The organism is Kribbella sp. NPDC058245, assembly GCF_042882005.1.
Lineage (GTDB): Bacteria > Actinomycetota > Actinomycetes > Propionibacteriales > Kribbellaceae > Kribbella.
The window spans coordinates 1-19,608 of sequence record NZ_JBHVWY010000011.1 but is presented as its reverse complement, the minus strand read 5'-3'; the positions used below and the strand labels follow the sequence as shown (position 1 = coordinate 19,608).

Here is a 19,608-nt window from a genome sequence, read left to right as displayed (position 1 = left end):
GAAAGTTTGTCGGCGGACCGGCGTACTGTGCAGGGCATGTTCGACGCCGTCTTCCTCCCAGCCGACCCGCCGCGCGCGGGCCGTTTGGCGTTGTACGGCGACATCGACGCGGCCGACGAGAGCGTCAACCTCGTGCTCCCACAGGGATCGCAGGTCCGGCGGACGACGGTCCCGGCGCGGATACTGAGCATCACGGAGGCGCTCGCGCTCGCGTCAACACCGGTGCAAGGCGCCGCGAGTTGGGAGGCCTGGCGGGCGGCTGCCTTAGCCGGGTTGGGGCTGATCGCGCGCGGACGGCTGGTGCCCGATCTCACCCCCAGTGGGTACGGCGGTTGGCGGGTGGCACCGTTGGATCCGCCGGACCGGGGTTGGCTGAAGCAACTGGTCGCCGCGATGCCGCCGTACGGGCATGCGTTGCCGATCGAGGGGTCGCGACCGGTGCGGCTGGTCGATCCGGAGCAACTCGTGCGGGCGTTCTGGGATGCGATTGCGGACACGCTCGTGCGGACGCCTGCTGCTGCGGTCACGGCTCGTCCAGGGGCGGCGCCGTTCGCGGCGGTGGAACCGGTGGCGGTGACCGGGCCGACGGCGTGGTTGGCGGAGACTGCGCAGAGCGAGGACGCCGGTGCGCGGCTGGTGCTGCGGATCGAGCCGCCGTCTGAGGAGCTGTCTGACTTCCAAGCCGTGCTGCAGCTTCGCAGTGAGCTGGATCCGAGCCTGCTGGTCGATGTGGCCGATGTCTGGACCTCACCGGCCGCAGTGCTCGCGGCGCTCGGTGAGCGAGCCGAGACTGACCTTCTGCTGGCACTGCGGCGTGGGGCGCGAGTGTGGCCGCCGCTGTCAGCAGCGTTACGGGACGCAGCGCCGTCAGCGGTCGACGTGGATGACGATGCGTTGGAAGAGTTGGCCGAGGGCAGTACGGCGCTAGAGGGCGCGGGCATCGAGGTGCTCTGGCCTGCCGAGCTGTTCGCGAGTGAGCTCAGCGTGCGCGGGACGGTCGGGACGCCGACACCTGGGGCTGTGACAGGCCCGGACTTCAGCTTGACCGAGCTGGTCGCGTTCCGTTGGCGGCCGATGCTGGACGGGCAAGAGCTGACCGAGGATGAGGTGGCCGCGCTCGCGGAGGCGAAGCGGCCGATGATCCGGATGCGTGGGCGCTGGGTGCGCGTAGACCACGACCTCGTGCGGAAGCTGCGCCGCGGCGGGTCGCAGAAGCTGACCGGTGCCGAGGCGCTCGGGGCTGCGCTCACCGGGACGATCGTGGTCGACGGCGAGCTGGTCGCGTTCGACGCGGACGGGTCGCTCGCAGAGATGCTGGCGCGGCTCCGGTCGGGTGACGAGACTGCTCCGTTCGTGGAGCCGCCGGGGCTGCACGCAACGCTGCGGGACTACCAGCGTCGCGGCGTTGCGTGGATGGCGCAGCTGGCCGATCTCGGGCTTGGCGGTTGTCTGGCCGATGACATGGGTCTGGGCAAGACGATCCAGGTCATCGCCTTGCACTTGTTACGGCGCGGTCGTGGGCCAACGCTGGTGGTGTGCCCGTCGACGCTGCTCGGCACGTGGGAGCGGGAATTCGCCCGGTTCGCCCCGGATGTGCCGACTCGGCGCTTCCATGGAGCGGGCCGGACGTTGAGTGACATCGCGCCGGACGAAGTGGTGCTGACCACGTACGGCGTCGTCCGACAGGACCATCAGGTGCTCGGCGAGGTGCAGTGGGCGCTGGCCGTCGCGGACGAGGCGCAGCACGCCAAGAACCCGTTGTCCCGGACCGCTCGCGCACTGCGGACGTTGCCGTCGGCAACCAGGCTCGCGTTGACCGGGACACCGGTGGAGAACCGGTTGTCCGAGCTGTGGTCGATTCTGGACTGGGCAGCGCCGGGGTTGCTCGGCACCCTCGACCGGTTCCGGCAGGACATCGCCGTACCGGTGGAGCGGTATCACGACGAGGAGGCGACGTCTCGGCTGGCGCGCGTCACCCGGCCGTTCCTGCTGCGGCGGCGCAAGATCGATCCCGGGATCGCACCGGAGCTGCCGCCGAAGACCGAGCAGGACGTCGTCGTACCGCTGACCATCGAGCAGGCGACGCTCTACCAAGCGGTCGCGAAGGAGACGCTGGCCAAGATTGAAGCCGCGGAAGGGATCGAGCGGCGCGGGCTCGTGCTCAGTCTGCTCACACAGCTCAAACAGATCTGCAACCACCCGGCCCACTTCCTGCATGAGAAGGGGCCGCTGGAGCGACGGTCCGGCAAGCTGGCCGCGCTCGACGAACTGCTCGACGTGATCCTCGCCGAAGGTGAATCGGTGCTGATCTTCAGCCAGTACGTCGAGATGTGCCGGCTGATCGAAGCGCATCTGGCGACGCGTGGTGTGCAGCCACTGTTCCTGCACGGTGGGATCGGGGTGCGGAAGCGCGAGCAGATGGTCGCGCAGTTCCAGGCCGGTGAGTCGCCGGTGTTCCTGCTCTCGCTCAAGGCGGGTGGTGTCGGGCTGACGCTCACGCAGGCGACGCATGTCGTGCACTACGACCGCTGGTGGAATCCGGCGGTCGAGGATCAGGCGACCGACCGCGCGTACCGGATCGGGCAGGATCGGCCGGTCCAGGTGCACCGGCTTGTCACGGAGAACACGTTGGAGGACCGGATCTCGGCAGTCATCGCGGGCAAGCGGGCGCTGGCTGACGCGGTGGTTGGTTCGGGTGAGGCGTGGCTGAGTGAGCTGTCCGATGCGGAGCTGTCTGAGCTTGTCGAGCTGTCAACCGGGCCGGCTCGGTCGGGGTCGGCGAGTGGATACAACCCTTCTGCTGTTGGGAGGGCCAAGCCGTGAACGAGCGCACACCTTGGCAGGGCTGGCGGGACAAAGGCGAGGACGCGGGGCTGCCGGCCGCGCGTGGGCCAGGGAGCCGACGGCCGTTCGGTGCGACCTGGTGGGGACGCGCCTGGCTGGAAGCGTTGGAGCAACGGGCGCGACTCGATCCGAACCGCTTGGCGCGTGGGCGTTCGTACGCGAGGCGCGGGAGCGTGCTGGAGCTGACGGTCACCCCCGGCGAGGTCGACGCGGTCGTGCAGGGCAGCCGGGTGACGCCGTACCAGGTGGCGGTGCGGATCCGAGCATTCTCGAGCGCGGAGTGGGACGCCGTGCTCGACGTCGTGTCCGCTCAGATTGGGCGAGTGGCGGCGCTGCTGGATGGTGAACTGCCGCCTGAGGTGGTCGATGACGTGCGTGCGGCCGGGCTGGACCTCTTGCCGGGTGCGGGCGAGGTCCTGACGAACTGCAACTGCCCGGACTTCGCCGTACCGTGCAAACACTCGGCAGCCGTCTGTTACGTGATCACCGATGCACTCGATGCCGATCCCTTTGAACTACTGCTGCTCCGTGGTCGGTCGCGCGATGACCTGCTCGCGGCCCTCCGTGCCCGTCGAGGGACTGCATCCACGGCGCCTGTCGTGAAGGCCGCTCCCCCAGGCATTCCGGCTCGGGCTGCTTACGAGGCTCGGATCGGCGTGCTGCCGGTTGTGCCGCGACCGTTGCGGACCGCGCGACTACCCGCAGCGGTGCAGGCGTTGGATCCACCTCGCTCGTCGGAGATCGACGTACGGGATCTCGTGGCGTTGGCGACCGACGCTGCGCAGCGTGCTTGGGAGTTGGCTTCGGGGGACGGTGGTTCGGAGCTGACGTTCGATCAGGACCTTGCGCGGCGGGCCGCGGGAGTCGGTACGGCGGAATTGGCCGAGCTCGCGCATCGCTCCGGCGTACCGGCTCGTCAGCTCACCAGCTGGGCTGCCGCCTGGCGCGAAGGCGGCGCCGGCGGGTTATCCGTCACCCTCGATTCACCAACGGACGTCGACCCCGATGCTCTGGCCGAAGCGGCCGCTCTGATGCCGAGGGCCACCATCGAAGCCAACCGAGTCACCGCCGGCAAACGCCAACTCCGCCTGGGCGCGGACGGTCTCTGGTACCGCTTCGACCAACACTTCGGCGACTGGACCCTGAGTCGCCCGCCCGCCCCTTATCCTCAAGACCTGTTGGAGTCTTAGGGGGATTGATGCGGCGGATCATCGCCATCGCGGGCGCACTCGTACTGCTCTTGTCTGGCTGCCAGTCGGACAAGAAGCCAGCACCCGCACCGGTTGCGACCGGCAACTTGTGCGAACGCATGCTGCCGAAACTGGCCGGCACCTGGAAAGTGACGGCGGCCTTACCGAGCGCGCTGGCGCCGATGGCGGACAGCTGCAAACTGACAGACACCGAGGCACCGCAGCACATGGTTCGGGTCTCGCTCTCGATCTTGCCCGTCAGCGCCGCCGAGGCCGTTCGGCTCCGGAAAGTGACAGAGGAGAACTTCCGCAGCGGCCATGTCGCTGCCAAGGTGATGGACGGCGGACTGGGTGAGGGCTCCTGGACGCTGGACCCAGTCGCTGCCGCCCCGCAGCTCGGCTTCCGAACCGCTGATCGTCTGGTCCTGATCCGCGGCGACAGCGCATACGGCAGCGCCTATCGCAGCGACCGTTCCACGCTTGCCGAGCTCCGCGACATGGCCAAGGCCATCACTGAGCTACCCAACGGACTGCCCATCGCCGCACCGATCGTCGACCCACCGCACTGTGCGCCCGGCCTCGCCGCGGCCGAAAAGGCCCTTGGTACCAAGGCGGTCCTTCGGCGTGGCGGAACGGTCGACGGCACTACCTACTGCCAGTGGGGTTCGGCCACGGACACCGTCCTCATTCGGGGCGGCGGCTCAACCTCCGATCAGGCTGGCATCTTCCGGCAGTATCCGGCTCCCCCAGCAAAGGCTGTGAAGGTCGGAGACCTTGGCTGGCAGGAGACCAACGGCTACGTCACCTATCGAGTCGCGAAGACCTACGTCGATGTCTTTACGACCAGAGATGGTCAGGCTCCGGCGGTGCTGGAACTCGGGCGCGCGATGGTGGTGTCGTACCGGCGTTAGTTGTGGTCGAGGTCGAGTGGTGCTGACGTGGGTCGGGTGGCCGTTCGAGTGGGCCCGGCGGGTGGTGAGGAGTGGGTCCAGTCGCTCTCTGCTGTAAAACCCTCGCCACGAGTCGGACTAGCCGTCGTGACTGTGAGGCTCCTGCTTCTCCGCGGCTCGACCACCCGCCGGGGGTCGATTCCCCCGGTACCCGATCCGCCGGCGTCGATGCACGCACTGGGTGGGCGGCATGAGGTCCCCCAGCGCCAACCAGCCAATCCGGCTAACCACCATCCGGTCCGGTTTGCGGTAATCCACTGCCGCTATTTGGCAGTAGATCTCCGCTAATCCCTCCCCACGGCCGTTCGGCCACGCACGATCTCGCCAACGTCCGAAGAACCGGAAACCACGTCTCGAGTTGCTCGGACGTTAACGCAGAACCGACCACAACGTCCGAAGAACCGGAGACCATGTCTGCGGTTGTTCGGACGTTAGCGCAGAACCGACCGCAACGTCCGAAGAACCGGAGACCATGTCTCCGATCGTTCGGACGTTAGCGCTGGAGCCGCGCGGTCATCCCGACGTCGGCAGCGGCAGGGGGGTGAAGGGCATGGGGGCTGCTTCGGGGGCTGGGGTCCAGGTCTCGTTGAGTGGGGTGGGGCGCCACTTCCAGCTGGTGGGCGTTGGGGTGTTGGGGATTTCGGTTCGGCCGGTTAGCCAGCGGAGGTTGAGCCAGGGGTCCTCGGTGGGCTGGGGTTCGTGGGGGAAGGCTCGGGCCAGGATGCGGGCGCAGAGGTCGGCGGATGGGTCGAGCGGGTTGCCGAGAGTCGAAGTGAGGTCGTGGCCGTGGAGGAGGGACTCGACGCAGGCCATGGCCGTGAAACCTTCGGGGTCGCCGATGCCCCAGGGGTGGTAGGCGCGGACGGAGGATGGGGTGGCTCGGACGACCAGGGCGAGGATGCGACCGGCGGCTTCGAGGAAGTCGAGGACGCCGGCGGGCGGGGCGAGTTCTTGAGCGGTGGCTGACCAGCGGACGTACTTCGTCTGCGCGGCGACAGCGAGCTGGGTCGCCCAGTGGAGGTGCGCCTGGGCGATGTGTTCGGCGGTGGTGCGGCAACTCCAGTCGAGCGAGCCGGCGGGTGCGGACCAGTCCTGGTCGACGGTTGGGCGTAGGGCGTCGACGACACAGGTGACTGCGGTGTCGAGGTCGTCCGGGGTGATCATGGGTTCTCCTCCTGTTGCGGCCGCCTCCGAGTGTGGGCGGCCGCGAGGAAAAGAAGCAGTCTGTTTCTTGGGTCGCGCTTCTGTGCTAAATAGAAGGAAGACGCAGTGCCGTCGTGGCTTCCAGCGCCGGGACGAGCTGGGCGGCGATCTTGGCGTGACCCGCGACCGACGGGTGGATGTTGTCGGTGCAGTCGTCCTCGGTGATCCAGCCGGTCGAATCGATCAGTACGACGTTCTCGTCGTCGAACGACTTGACCGCGGCCGCGATCGTGTCGGCGTGCTTGCCGTTGAACGGCGTGAGCGCGACCACCGTTGTCGAGGGGTACGCCGATCGCACGCGGCCGACGTACTCGCCGTACTGATCGGCCGTGAGCGTCTCGTCGTTGACTCCGAGGTTGACCACCACCACGTCCGGCGACTCGACGCGCTCGGCCGGTGAACCGGCGAAGTTCCAGCCGAACGACTCCAGCCCCGACGGCACCTCGCCGTTCCCCGGCTTCACGATGCCCTGGCTGCCGAAACCGACCTGGTACGACGTCGCTCGGAAGGCGCGGGCGGTGAGGTACGCGTAGCTCGCCGTACCGTCGACGCCCTCCGACTCGATCTCCGGGCCGATCGCCCGCACGCCCTGTGTGATCGAGTCACCGTAGAACTCGAGTCGTGGTCCACCGGGCCGGCCGCTGAGCCGCAGGCGGGAGTTCACGTCGAGGACCAGACCGGCGAAGACCACCGCGCTCTCGAACGGCGGGTTCCACCGGTTGGCGTGCTCGTTGACGTCCTTGACGACCACCTCGACCTTGTGGCGGCCGGTGGGTGCGGACAGGTCGATGACCGAGTCCTCGACCACGTGCAGCGTCGGTTCACCGTCGTCGACCGTGATCCACAGGTGTGGCGCGACCGTGAGGCCGTCCGTGTCGAAGAGCAGCTGCACCCACTCCCCCGCGAAGGAGAACGAGAGCCGCGACCCGGAGTTCACGGTGATCGCGACGCCGGGCTGGTGACCCCACTGGCCCTCCAGGACGATCCGCGGGTCTGACGGGGCGACCACTTCGCCCGGCTCGAACGGCACGTTCTAACTCCCTTGTCGTTGGTGGCGGCGTCCATTCTTTCACCACCCGTTCTTGTGGGCCCGCGCCTCGAACAGCAGGATGCCGGCGGAGAGCGCGACGTTCAGGGAGTCGGCCTGGCCGAGCATCGGGATCGACACACCACCGAAGCCCTGGGCATGCCACTCCGGCGACAGCCCCGAGCCCTCGGACCCGACCACGAACGCGGTCGGACCGTCGTACGACGTCTCCCGGTAACTGCCCTGAGCCGCCGGATCGGCCAGATGCACCTGGAAACCGTGCTCAAGCAGCCAGGCCGCCGCCTCACTGATCTCGTCGAACTCCACGACTGGTGTCGACAGGACCATGCCTCGGCTGGCGGAGTACACGGCCGGATGGCTCGGTCGGGCTCGCCTGTTGGTCAGGACCAGGCAGTCTGCGTCAGCAGCGTCGACCGTCCGGATCAGCGTGCCGAGGTTGCCGGCGTACTCGACGCCGTCCGCGACCAGGACAAGCGACTCCGCGTTGAATCGGAAGTCGCGTGGTTCCCACTCGGGGAGGCGCGCGATCGAGAGCAGGCCGTCCGAGCGGGTCTTGCGGGACAGGCGGTCGAGCAGCTTGGGCGAGATCCGGTAGACCTCAGTGGCCCGCTCCGCGATCCGGTCGACCGGGTACGTCGTACCGGCCTCAGGGCACCAGAAGAACGTCTCGAGGTGGGTGTCGGTGGCTAGCAGGCGGTCGTGTTCCCAGGCGCCTTCGACGAGGATGCGGCCGGGAGCGGCGTCCTTGCGGACAGTGAGCAGGTCACGGACAGCGGGGTGCTGGGCGCCGATAGCGGGCGCAGCGGGGTGCACAGTCATGTGCGGACTCCGTACTGGAGAACTGAGCAGCGCACCGGGGACCCTGTCGTGGGTCGCGCACCGGTGTGTGAACGCCTCAAGCGGCGTTGTGGTCCTGACGCGGTCTACCTGGACCGCGTCAGCCAAGGTGATGCTGCTTCATGTTCGCGATGGTAGGCAGCATCGGCCGCCGTCGTCATCAGGTTTTCCACAGGCTCGGCGGGCCCGGTTTTGGTCTGTCGGAGTCGATGGCTAGAGTCCTTTTCCTGGTTGCCGCTCGCTCGCGGGGGCGGTACCACACGGGAGGAGTGAGCATGGACGCGACGTTGCTGGACGCGGAGGCCGAAGCGGCCGTGCTGCGCGTCTACCGGCAGGTGTTCGCCGTGCTCGCACGCGAGGCCGGGGCGATGATCGTCGATCCGGAGCTGCTGGACGCCGATCAGGCGATTCTGGACGCGTTCGCGGAGGCCGGGAGCGACGGGCTGACCGTCGAGCAGGCGACGCTGGCCTGCCGCGCCTACCCGCACGATGTGATCGTCCGCCGCTTCGAGGTGCTCCGGCAGTACGGCGCGATCACCAAGCTCGTCGACCGTCCGAACGAGCTGCGCCACCGCGCGGCCTTCGCGCCGTACGTGATGCTGATGTTCCTGCGCCGGATGTCGGTGCAGGGCGGTCAGGGTGAGCTGCACCAGCTGCTGACCCTGGAGGCACACAGCGTCAGCGACCCGAAGTCCACCGAGGAGGACGGGCTCGCTTCGATCGAGCGCCTGACCAAGGTCTTCCGTCTACTCGGTAACGAGCTGGCGATTCTCGTCGCGACCAGCACCAGCGCCCAGCTCCGGGAGAATGCGCAGCTCGCCTGGGGTAACGAGCGGCTGATCGAGCAGGCCGAGACAGTCCACCGCATCGTCCTCGGCCGTTGGCCGGGTCTGCACCGGGCCTGCACGTCGCTGCGGATGTCACTCGCCGCGTATGCCGATGCTGTCCAGCTGGCCGCGGGCCGGTTGGTCGAGAGAGCCGGTACGACGCGCGCCCTCGGCCTGCTCCCGATCGAGACCTGGGTGTCGTTCACCCGCGGAAGCGAGCCGGACGCGTTGGCTGCGGTGCTGGACGGGCTGCTGTTCGACGCAGCCGCGCCGGACTTCTCGCCGCAGACGATGGTCGAAGCGGTGGAGACCGGACGCCGATCCGGTACGGCGCGGATGGCGCCGCCCCGCCCGACTGCGGATGTGGATGCACCCGAGTCGGCTGCAGCGACTGATCGTGAGGAGCTGCGGTCCGAGGCTGAGCGGGTGCTCGCCGGACGGCCGTCGGTGGACATCGTCGAGGTGGTCGACGACGCGGGCGACTGGGTGACGGCGCGCCGAGTGCTGGCCGAGCTGACCGCCGCACACCTGCATGACGAGCTGGACTATGAGCTGGTGTGGTCCGACGGGATGCGGATCGACCCAGCGGCCGGGACGCCGTGGGCGACCGAAGGCGTGTTCCGCCGGGTGAGCCGATGAGCACCCCGGCTTCGGAGGCCGTCGAGCGACGGCTCTACAACGCACTGTGGTGGGCGAAGGTGCAGTCGGCCGGCCCACTCGCGGTGGACCCGGATACGCCAGCGGTGGCTGGATTGGCCCGCGCAGCCGAGCCGGACGGCTCCACGGTCTGGCTGGTGCCGATGATGCCGTCGGGCGCGGGGCACGCCGTACTGGATGAGCTTGGAACGCCGCCGGTCGCTGTTGAGCAGCCGAATGAGACTGCTCGCGTGCTGGCGATCGTGGTTGCGTGTTGCTGGACTGATCGCAGTGGTTCGGCTTGGCCTGGTTCGGTCGGGACGCTTGCCCAGGTGAGAGCCGTGTACGCCGGGATGCGGGGGCGGGCCGAGCAGTCGAGTGACCTGACTCTGATCATCGGCAGCCTGCGGCGGCTGCACGCGACGCATTGGATTCGCTGGAACGAGAAGGCGGGCGAGGTGCGGCTCGGTCCGCGCGTCATCAACTGGACGGCGGCCGACCAAGCGACTCTCCGAGACCTCTGCCGGCACCTCCCCGATCCCCCACCACCTGTCCTCAGCACTACACCTGAGGCCGCGGAGCCTGAGCCGCTGGTACCGGAGGCTGCTGATGAGTGAGCAGCAGCATGTGTTGTTCGATCCGTTGTTGCAGGACCTGAGCGACCGCGCGCGTGATGAGGTGCTGGCCGCGTTCAGTGCTGTTCAGTACGCCGCGCATCCCGTGGCCGAGGTGCAGTTGGCCGGTCTGCGTGATGTCACGCTGCGGCGACAGGTGCAGAAGATGCTGAAGCTGATCGGCCGCGTGCTCGTGCAGGTCGACGGCACGCATTGGACGTCCGGGTACGCCGATGACATCGCCGCTGCGCTGACCGCGCAGGGCTGGCAGCCGTTGTCGGTCGTCGACCGCGCCGTACTGGTCCTGGTGCTGATCCACTCCGTCGCGATTCCCCGCAGCGAAGGCATCCTCACCGGCGACAGTTGGAAGTCGGCCCGGCCAACCACCGTCGACGAGCTCCGCACTACCAAGATCAGCGGTGAAGAGCGACGGCTCGCACTGCAACGACTGCGCGCAGCCGGACTTATCCAGCTGTCCGGTGACCACTCCGGTGGTCCGAGCTACATCCCCGGTCCACAGCTACAACGCCTGACCCCCGCCGCCCGGCGCCGGCTGCAGGACCAACTCATCCTGGCCGCAGCGCCGGCCAGTCCGATCGCTGAAGCCATCCGGGCCCGCAACGGGACGGCAACCCCGCTGGACGACGCATCGAGCAGCGCCGAACAAGAAGAAGGAGTGGCATGAGCAGCACGGTGGAGGACGGTCCGTTCGACATCCTCGGGTCGAAGGTGCTGCTCGGTGTCCAGGTCGTCGACCTGTCCCGGCTGTCCACACACCCGATTCCGATGGTCGGTCAGGGGCTCGTCACGGTCGCGGGTCAAGGCCCGACCGACTCGAACGGCGCCGGCAAGTCGTCCTGGATCGCCGCGCTCAGCCTGCTGCACGCGGACGACCAGTGGCGGCTCACCAGCGGTGCGCCGGGTGCGGCCGAGCTTCTGTTCACCGCCGAGGCGGCCGGCCAGGAAGGCAACTGGTCGAACGTCGACCGCGGTTACATCGTCGGCGTCTTCTCCGATCCCGACCTCACCGAACTCGACGAGATCGAGGCGGCCGCGATCACCGTCTGGATCCGCATCAACCGCAAAGCGTCGTACCTGGATCTGCGCTGGAAGAACGGCCTGCATGTCCCGTACGGCGCGACCGAGGCCGAGCGCGCTGCCGGGGCCGACGCGTTGTGGGCGGCGCTGCCGCACTCCAACGGCCGCACCGACTTCCACGCCAACAAGCTGTCCAGCGTTCTGTACGGCGGCCAGGTCCGCTGCGTCTCGTTCCTCTCGACCTCGGTGCGTTCGAGCCCGACCGCGAACCTGCTCGCCGAACCGCTGAACGAGCTGGGCCCGGCGCGGATCTTCAACGCGATCGCAACCCTGACCGGCCTTGACCACGAACTCGAGCAGGAGCAAGCGCACCGATCGGCCGAGCACACGCAGCGCGAGGCGACCAAGCAGGCGGCCGCCGACCTGCAGCGCTGGGAGCAGGAGATGGCTGCGGTTGAGGCCGGCATCCTGCAGCGTGGCGCGGCCCGGGATGCGTTGGCCTCCGCGAAGGAGTCCTGGCAGGCGCGCTGTGCGCGACACCTGATCGACGGTGACGCCCGGAACGGCGAGATCCTGCAGGAGCTCGGTGAACTCGACGGGCGGGTCGCCGAGCAGGAGGCGCGCCGGGAGGCGGTCGACGCCGGGATCGATGCCTTCGGCAACGAGGAGGTTCTGCTCCGCGATGTCCAGTTGACCCGGCAGGAGCGCGACAAGCTCGATGCGCGCGACCGCGATCTCGACCTCGCGCAGCGCTCGGTCCGTGAGCAGCTCGAGCGCATGGGGCAAGAGCACCGCCGACTGCTGGATGCGGGTCGTTCCGCGGACGGGCGCGATCTGGTTGCGGCCGGCGAAGAGCAGGCCGAAGCGCGTGAAGCGCTGGAGGAACACATCGGGCGCGACCACGCTGCCCGATCCGCGGTCGACGTCGCGACCGCCGAGCTGCGCGAGGCCGAGAGCGGGCAGACCGTTTCCGCTGCTCAGCAGCAGGTTTTGGAGAACGCCGGGCTCGAATGCGGCGCGCTGACCGACATCACCGACCTCCCCGCTGCAGCCCGATCCGAGTGGGAGCCGCGACTGGCGCCGTACCGGGAAGCTGTCGTCATCGACGCCGGTGATGCGGCGGTTGCTTCGGCAGCGCTGGCCGATGCCGGGTACGCCGGATTCCTGCTGGTGCTGGCGAATCGGCCCGGTACCGCCGGCAAGCGCGCCAAGGGTATTCCGACCTCGGCCGACAAGCGCTTCGCCTTGGATGCTTTCTTCACGACGCTCGCCGAGCGCGCAACCAAGGACAACATCGACGACGTCGCCGGCGTCGTCGCGGTCGGCCAGTTCGACGAACCGCTCACCGGCCGGACCGCGCGGATCGAGGCGGCACGCCGTCGCGTCGAGGCTGCAGCCGAAGCACGCGCCGCAGCATCAACCGCGCTGGAGCAAGCTCGGGCCCGTGTCGACCAAGCAGAGCGCCGTACGGCGGCCGCTCGCGCGCTGGCCGACGCCGAGTCGGTGCAGGAGCAGATCCTCGCGCTGCGCGAAACGATCGACCGCCACGAGAACGACCGCGACTCGCTCGCGCCGCAACTCCAAGCAGCCAAGGAATCCGCCGAAGCTGCGGCCGGCCAGCAACTGGTTCGCGACGAGCGGCTCAAGAACCTTGAATCGACTCGCCGCGATCACGACCGGATCCTCGATGACCTCACCGGCCGCCGGCTGCGACTGCTCGAGGAGCAGACCGCGCTCGACCTGACCAGCCGGATCACGGCCTGGGGCACCACACCGGCCGAAGCCGAGGAGTTCCTCCTCGGGCTGCCTGACGACGCGCAACGCCGTACGACGGCTGACTGGAATCATCAGGCGTGCACGCAGCTCGATGACGTGATCCGCCGCTGCTTCCCCAACGCTCGCTCGCGTGAGGAGATCCCGGCCGAGCTCTGGGAGATCCTCAACGGCCCGGACGGTTGGACGAACGGCACGCTCGGCGCCCGCGTCGGCCTGGTCCCAGCGCTGCACCGGACGCTAAGCAGCCACCTTGCGCAGCACGAGACGTTCGACAGCCTGCAGCAACAGCAGATCGCCAACCAGCGCGCCGAGCGCAACGCCGCGTTGGAGCGTGCGCGCGAGGGACTCGGCGAGGCCGAGAGCACAGCCCGCGCGCACCGCGCATCACTTGCCGACGGCATCAAGGCCCGGCTTCGCCTGGTGTCACAGGAGTTCGACCGCCTCGACCAGCAGTACGGCGGTTACGGCGCGAAGCTCGAGTTCCCCGAGCCCGACCCGCCCGCCGAGCCGGACAAGCCGTGGCGGTGGACCGTCACGCCGAAGTGGCGACGTTCCGAAGGCGGCCCGTTCTCGGCGTTCAACGTCAAGGGCAACACCGCGCAGATGGACGAGAAGGCCGTGAAGCTGGTCTGCGCCGCTGCGCTGGCCGGCGGCTCCGACCGGCCGCTGCTGCTGATCCTCGACGAGCTCGGCCGCAACCTGGGTTCTCAGCACCGCCGCGAGGCCGTGGCGCTGTTCGAGCAGATCGGCCGCGACCGCAACATCACGGTCATCGGTGCGCTGCAGGACGACATGGAGCGCTACGCCCTCGCGTCGTCGCGGCTCTACGTCAAGCTGCGCCGCAGCTCGGACACGATGGCGTACAACCAGGCTCCCGTCGTCAAGGGCAACGAGGAATACTCCGCGCGCGTGGAGCTGCTGCGCTCGTGGCTCGAGTCCTACCGCGGCAAGACCCCGACGCTCGAGATGGCGTCGCCCACCCTCACGTAGTTCGACGCTTTCCCACAGAAACAATCATCCAGAGTCTTGATTAAGTCGCTTGAGTCTTCATACTGACGGGTGAGAGCGCTCTCTCCTACCGCCCCGAGGAGACCACAGATGACCTCCGGCCTGCTTCGTCATGCCTCCGTACGGCTTACTCTGCTGATCGTTCTCGCGATCCTCAGCACCGGGCTGGTCTCGGCACCCGCCCAGGCGTTCGCGCCGAAGCCGCCACCGCTGACGACGCCGTGGACCAATCAGGTCTCGGTGACCAACCCGCTGCCTGAGTACCCGCGGCCGCAGCTGACCCGGACGGATTGGCAGAGCCTCAATGGCGTCTGGCAGTTCGCGCCGACCAGCAACCTCAACAGCCCGCCGATCGGTGGGACGTTGGCCGAGGAGGTGCTGGTCCCGTACCCGATCGAGTCGGCGCTGTCCGGCATCCAGCGGCACGAGAACCGCATGTACTACAAGCGGAACTTCACCATCCCGTCCGGCTGGTCCGGCCGGCATGTACAGCTGAACTTCGGCGCCGTCATGTGGCAGTCCAAGGTCTGGGTGAACGGCGTCCTGCTCGGTACGCACGAGGGCGGGTACGACGCGTTCTCGTACGACGTCACCTCGGCACTCCGCGCCGGGAACAACGAGATCATCGTCGGTGTCTGGGCACCGGTCGACGCCGAGGACATCCCGTCCGGCAAGCAGCGCCTCAACCGCGGCGGCATCTGGTACACCCCGTCGTCCGGCATCTGGCAGACCGTCTGGCTCGAACCGACTCAGGCCACCTGGATCACCCGCCTCGACACCACTCCGAACGTCGCCGCCGGCGGCCTCGACCTCAACGTCCAAGCCTCATCCGCCGGTCAATCGGTGCGTGCACAGGTCCTGTCCGGCGGCCAGGTCGTCGGAGAAGCCACCGGCGTCACCGGTACGTCGTTCCGCGTGCCGGTGCCGAACGCCAGGCTCTGGTCACCCGATGACCCATTCCTCTACGACCTCAAGGTCACGCTCGGCAGCGACGCGGTCGGCGGGTACTTCGGGATGCGCTCGGTCGGCAAGGCGATGATCGGCGGGTTCATGCGCCCGACGCTGAACGGCAAGTTCGTCTTCCAGCTCGGCACCCTCGACCAGGGCTTCTGGCCCGACGGCCTCTACACCGCGCCGACCGATACGGCGCTGCGCTTCGATCTCGAACAGCAGAAGTCGCTCGGCTTCAACATGGTCCGCAAACACATCAAGGTCGAGTCGGCCCGCTGGTTCTACTGGGCCGACAAGCTCGGGCTGATGGTCTGGCAGGACATGCCGTCGCTCGTGGCCGGCCGCAACGCATCGACGACCGGTGAAGCGCGGTACGAATCCGAGCTGCGCCGGATGATCGACAACCACAAGCAGATCACGTCGATCGTGCAGTGGATCCCGTTCAACGAAGGCTGGGGTGAGTTCCAGGCCGGCCGTATCGCCGACCTGGTGAAGAGCCTCGACCCGAGCCGGCTGGTCAACCACAACTCCGGATCGAACTGCTGCGACTCCGATCCGGACCCTGGCAACGGCGACATCATCGACGACCACATGTACGTCGGTCCTGGGATCGCGCGGGCTCCGTCGAGTACCCGGGTACTGCAGCTCGGTGAGTACGGCGGGCTCGGGCTGCACGTGCCCGGTCACGAGTGGCCGAGCGGGAACAGCTTCGCCTACGAGATGCTCCCGACCAGTGAAGCGCTGACGAACCGCTACATCCAGATCACCAGTCAGTTGCCGGACCTGATCAATGGCTCCGGACTGTCGGGTTCGATCTACACCGAGCCGACGGACGTGGAAGACGAGATCAACGGCTTCTTCACCTACGACCGGCAAGTGCAGAAGATGGACTTCGCCCGGGTCCGCGCCGTACATCAGCAGGTTCTGGCGGCAGCGAACGGTACGGCGTTGCCGACCGGGAAGCTGGTGTCGTTCCGGGTCACCACGCCGAACTACACCAACCGCTATCTCCGGCACATCAACGGAGTCGCGAACACCGAGGTGGTTGATGGCGGGAGCAGCCAGGGTCTGAAGCAGGACGCCACGTACTGGGTCCGCTCCGGGCTGTCGAATGGCAACTGCTTCTCGTTCGAGTCGCGCAACTTCCCCGGCCAGTACCTGCGCCAGCGTGACCAGCGGGTCTACAAGGAGGCCAACACCGGCGGCACCTTCGCGGCCGATGCGACCTTCTGTGCCCGCCCAGGTCTGAGCGGCGGAGGTACGTCACTGGAGTCCGCAGCGCGGCCCGGTCAGTACCTGCGGCACCGGAACTCCGAAGTGTGGGTCGACGGCGACACCGGTGGGTCCTTCCGCGACGACTCCACCTGGAACCTCATACCGGCGTGGTGGAAGAGCGGTGCGGATCTCAGCGTCGGTCAGGCCCGCACGTTCCGCGTGACCACGCCCGGCTACACCAACCGGGTACTGCGGCATCGGGACAGCCTGGCGCGAACAGATGTCGTGGACGCGGGCTCTGCGCTGGCTGACCGCCAGGACTCGACTTTCGTCATACGGGCTGGTCTGGCGGAGAGCACCTGCTATTCGCTCGAGTCGATCAACTTCCCCGGTCAGTACCTGCGGCACAGCAACTACCGGCTGCAGAAGGCGACCAGCGACGGTTCCGACACGTTCCGCCGGGATGCGACGTTCTGTGCACAGCCTCCGCTGGCTGGCGGCGCGGGGAACGTGTCTCTGCAGTCGTTCAACTACCCCACCTACTACGTGCGTCACGCCAGTGAGCTGGTGTACATCGCTACAGCCAGTGGGGCGAACGCGTGGGACGGTGGCGGTAGCTACAACGCCGACGCGACCTGGACCGACCAGGCCGGGCTGGGAGGCTGAGATGCGCCGGCTACTCCTTGCTCTCGCGGTGCTGAGCGCGACACTCGTCGTACCGGCGTATGCCCGAGTGGTTCCGTTGGCGCAGGTCTGCTCGGTCGCGTGCGACACGCTCGATCCGTCGCGGGCTCAGGAGGAGACCTTCCCGGTGCCGGAGAAGGTGATCAACGGACGGCGCGTCGTACTGCATGTCTCAGACAAGGACTCGATGGCCTGGGGCAGCATCGACAACGGCGTCGCCAACGATTCGGTGTGGCTCGACCGCAGCTGGGACGGCGGTGCGACCTGGGAGGGCCTGCTCGGCAAGGCCTGGATCCCCGGTGGCTGGACCGGCACCCGGACGCTCATGTACAACCTGGCCGACCCAGCCGGCCACCGGCGCGGGATGATCCGCGCCTGCGGCGACGCAGCCGGAGTGGATTGCACCGCCTGGGCGTATCCGACCATCTGCGCCGCAGCTTGCGACGGCAGCGACGGCCCGTCCGGTGACAACCAGCCAATCCCATCGGCAGCACTCTCCGGACGCAGGATCGCGCTGCACATCGACAACCGCGGGATGGCGTGGGGAACCATCGACACCGGCAATGCCGGCGACGAGGTCTGGCTCGACCGTTCCTGGAACGAAGGCGCCTCCTGGCCCGGCGGCTCCTCCCTCGGCCGGCTCAGTGTCGGCTCCGGCTCGACGTCGGTGAAGACGAAGCTCTACGCCACAGCAGACCCACGCTCCAAGCTGTACGGCGGCGCGGTCCGCGCCTGCGGCCGCGCAGTCGAAGGCCAAAACGGCACCTGTACGGCGTGGGCGCGGCCGGCGGCGGATCGAACCTCAGCCGCGGCTGATGCGCTGATGTACTCGTACCAGCCCTACACCGCGTGGTGGTTGTCGAGCTGGTGGAACTCCGCGGTCGCGCTGACCACGGTGATGGACTACCAGCAGCGGACCCGGCGTACCGATCTGCGCTGGATCGTCAACGAGATGTATGAGAAGAACAAGGGTGTCTTCGCGGCCGGAGTGAAGAGCGGTGACGCGCTGGAGGGTAACTTCATCAGCCGGGCGATCGACGACACCGAGTGGTGGGCGATCGCCTGGATCCAGGCGTACGACCTCACCGGCGACCGGAAGTACCTGGACATGGCGGTGACCATCGCGAACTACGTCCACGGCTACTGGGACACCGGCTCGTGTGGTGGCGGGGTGTGGTGGGATCGCGAGCGGACCTACAAGAACGCGGTCACCAACGGTCTGTACATCCGGATGACCGCGGCTCTGCACAACCGCCTGTCTGGTGACTCGGTGTGGTTGCAGCGGGCGACCACCAGTTGGAATTGGTTCAAGAACAGCGGCATGATCAACTCGGCCGGCCTGGTGAATGACGGGATCACCGCCTCGTGCACGAACAACGGGCAGACGGTCTGGACCTACAACCAGGGTCTGGCGATCGGCGGCGCGCTCGAGTTGTGGCGCGCCACCGGAGACAGCGCCGTACTGGCGAAGGCACGGCAGCTAGGGGACGCTGCGATGTCGTCTTCCGTGCTGAGTCCCGGAGGGATTCTGACCGAGTCATGTGACCCGGCGGGCAACTGCGATGACAACCAGAAGCAGTTCAAGGGCATCTTCATGCGGTACCTGATGGATCTCGCTGACAGCACCGGTGACGCGTCGTACAAGACCTACGCGCAGCGGCAGGCAGACTCGATCTGGCAGAACGATCGGGACACGCTGAACCGGCTCGGGCAACGCTGGGCCGCCGGCGGAGTCCGGGACTGGCGGACGCAGGCCAGCGCGCTCGGCGGATTGCTCGCGGCAACACCGAAACCCTGAGCTACTTCGGACGCTTATTTACCAAAACCGGACCCCGGTGGTCACCTCCGACCCATCGGTGCCGCAGACTGGTCGGGTGGAACTTCCAGAGAACCGCGCGGGCTCTTCACGCCGAGTAGGCGGAACTCTGGCCAACCATCCGGCCACCGGCGTACCGTCTGCTGCGCAGGATCGGCCGGCTCACGATCGGAGGGCGTGATGGCATCATGGCTTTTACGCGCCCAGTGGGCTCATCGTGACGAGACCGTCGAGCACCGCGCGCTGCGGGTGGGACGGACGCTGACGGCGGTCGCTGTCGCGTTCCCGGACGTCCATGTGTGGACGCAGGACGAGCGGTGGGGGTACCACGTTCTCGAGGCGGATGGGTCGACTCCGCTCGAGGAAATGGTCGAGGCGACCACGAAGGTGCTCGCCAACGGCTCCAGCACCACTCGGCTACACCTGCAGAGCACTGGTGAGCTGCCCTGGCTGTTCGACCTGTCTATGGGTGGGACGCTCACGACGGTGTCGGACCAGGTCACGCTGCATTGGAGCGACGACGACGCGCTGATCCAGTCAGATCGGTTCGCGCAGGTCCTGCGTGCTGTCGTGTCGATCTGGGAGCCAGAGTGGGCCAGCATCGCCGATACGGAGCTGGCAGCGGCCGCGGGAGTCTTCCGTCGGGGGATCCCGATGATGGGCTGGCTCACGTACGTCCGCGGGATGGTGGCCGGCGCGCACGGAATCGACATTCAATTGACGCCGTTCGAGCGCGGAACGCTGCTCCAGGCCCCGGTGTCACCTGCAGACCTCACTCCGGTCCACATCTGCGCTGCTGCAGCCCTGGTGGGCATCGCTCCGGAAGGCTGAGCCGAGCTCAGTACTGCTGGGCAGTCTTAGCCGGGTCCTGATTTACCCGGACATATGTTAAGGGCCACCCCTCGCGGGGTGGCCCTTAACAGTGTGAAAGTCCGGCGGCGTCCTACTCTCCCACGACCTCCCGGTCGCAG

General features: G+C 67.8%; 13 protein-coding genes. 10 read left to right on the top strand and 3 right to left on the bottom strand.

What is annotated here, in order from left to right; all coding sequences use genetic code 11:
- Positions 1-36: 36 nt before the first annotated feature.
- The 3 genes from ACFVWG_RS24655 to ACFVWG_RS24645 are packed head-to-tail and all read left to right on the top strand — an operon-like array spanning position 37 to position 4,945.
- Positions 37-2,823 (top strand): DEAD/DEAH box helicase, encoded by a 2,787-nt coding sequence (locus ACFVWG_RS24655; protein ID WP_391545745.1) that lies wholly within the window; start codon positions 37-39, stop codon positions 2,821-2,823.
- Positions 2,820-4,034, top strand: coding sequence for an SWIM zinc finger family protein (locus ACFVWG_RS24650; RefSeq protein WP_391545744.1), 1,215 nt, complete (start codon positions 2,820-2,822; stop codon positions 4,032-4,034). The genes ACFVWG_RS24655 and ACFVWG_RS24650 overlap by 4 nt, the downstream gene beginning before the upstream one ends.
- An 8-nt stretch (positions 4,035-4,042) precedes the next feature.
- Complete coding sequence (locus ACFVWG_RS24645; RefSeq protein WP_391545743.1) at positions 4,043-4,945, top strand: hypothetical protein; 903 nt, start codon at positions 4,043-4,045, stop codon at positions 4,943-4,945.
- 552 nt (positions 4,946-5,497) lie between these two features.
- On the opposite strand, the gene ACFVWG_RS24640 is transcribed toward ACFVWG_RS24645, so the two are convergent.
- The 3 genes from ACFVWG_RS24640 to ACFVWG_RS24630 all read right to left on the bottom strand — a co-directional run bounded on the left by ACFVWG_RS24640 (position 5,498) and on the right by ACFVWG_RS24630 (position 8,054).
- On the bottom strand, positions 5,498-6,148 hold the full coding sequence (locus ACFVWG_RS24640) for a hypothetical protein (protein WP_391545742.1): 651 nt from the start codon (positions 6,146-6,148) through the stop codon (positions 5,498-5,500).
- An 85-nt stretch (positions 6,149-6,233) separates the two neighbouring features.
- Entirely contained in the window at positions 6,234-7,217 is a 984-nt protein-coding gene (locus tag ACFVWG_RS24635) for a GDSL-type esterase/lipase family protein (RefSeq protein ID WP_391545741.1), read from the bottom strand.
- 39 nt (positions 7,218-7,256) lie between these two features.
- Positions 7,257-8,054 carry a TrmH family RNA methyltransferase gene (locus ACFVWG_RS24630; protein WP_391545740.1) on the bottom strand — a complete coding sequence of 266 codons (798 nt, stop codon included), beginning with the start codon at positions 8,052-8,054 and terminating at the stop codon, positions 7,257-7,259.
- 293 nt (positions 8,055-8,347) lie between these two features.
- Between ACFVWG_RS24630 and ACFVWG_RS24625 the strand changes: the two genes are divergently transcribed.
- The 7 genes from ACFVWG_RS24625 (at position 8,348) to ACFVWG_RS24595 (ending at position 19,468) form a co-directional block, all read left to right on the top strand.
- Positions 8,348-9,538 carry a hypothetical protein gene (locus tag ACFVWG_RS24625; protein ID WP_391545739.1) on the top strand — a complete coding sequence of 397 codons (1,191 nt, stop codon included), beginning with the start codon at positions 8,348-8,350 and terminating at the stop codon, positions 9,536-9,538.
- Positions 9,535-10,152 (top strand): hypothetical protein, encoded by a 618-nt coding sequence (locus ACFVWG_RS24620; protein WP_391545738.1) that lies wholly within the window; start codon positions 9,535-9,537, stop codon positions 10,150-10,152. Before ACFVWG_RS24625 ends, ACFVWG_RS24620 begins: the two co-directional genes overlap by 4 nt.
- Positions 10,145-10,834 (top strand): hypothetical protein, encoded by a 690-nt coding sequence (locus ACFVWG_RS24615; RefSeq protein ID WP_391545737.1) that lies wholly within the window; start codon positions 10,145-10,147, stop codon positions 10,832-10,834. The genes ACFVWG_RS24620 and ACFVWG_RS24615 overlap by 8 nt, the downstream gene beginning before the upstream one ends.
- Entirely contained in the window at positions 10,831-13,953 is a 3,123-nt protein-coding gene (locus ACFVWG_RS24610) for a chromosome segregation ATPase (protein ID WP_391545736.1), read from the top strand. Before ACFVWG_RS24615 ends, ACFVWG_RS24610 begins: the two co-directional genes overlap by 4 nt.
- 108 nt (positions 13,954-14,061) lie before the next feature.
- Complete coding sequence (locus ACFVWG_RS24605) at positions 14,062-16,803, top strand: AbfB domain-containing protein (protein ID WP_391545735.1); 2,742 nt, start codon at positions 14,062-14,064, stop codon at positions 16,801-16,803.
- 1 nt (position 16,804) lies between these two features.
- A complete protein-coding gene (locus ACFVWG_RS24600) occupies positions 16,805-18,619 on the top strand; it encodes a glycoside hydrolase family 76 protein (protein ID WP_391545734.1) in 1,815 nt (604 codons plus the stop codon).
- A 198-nt stretch (positions 18,620-18,817) separates the two neighbouring features.
- Positions 18,818-19,468 carry a hypothetical protein gene (locus ACFVWG_RS24595; protein ID WP_391545733.1) on the top strand — a complete coding sequence of 217 codons (651 nt, stop codon included), beginning with the start codon at positions 18,818-18,820 and terminating at the stop codon, positions 19,466-19,468.
- Positions 19,469-19,608 lie beyond the last annotated feature (140 nt).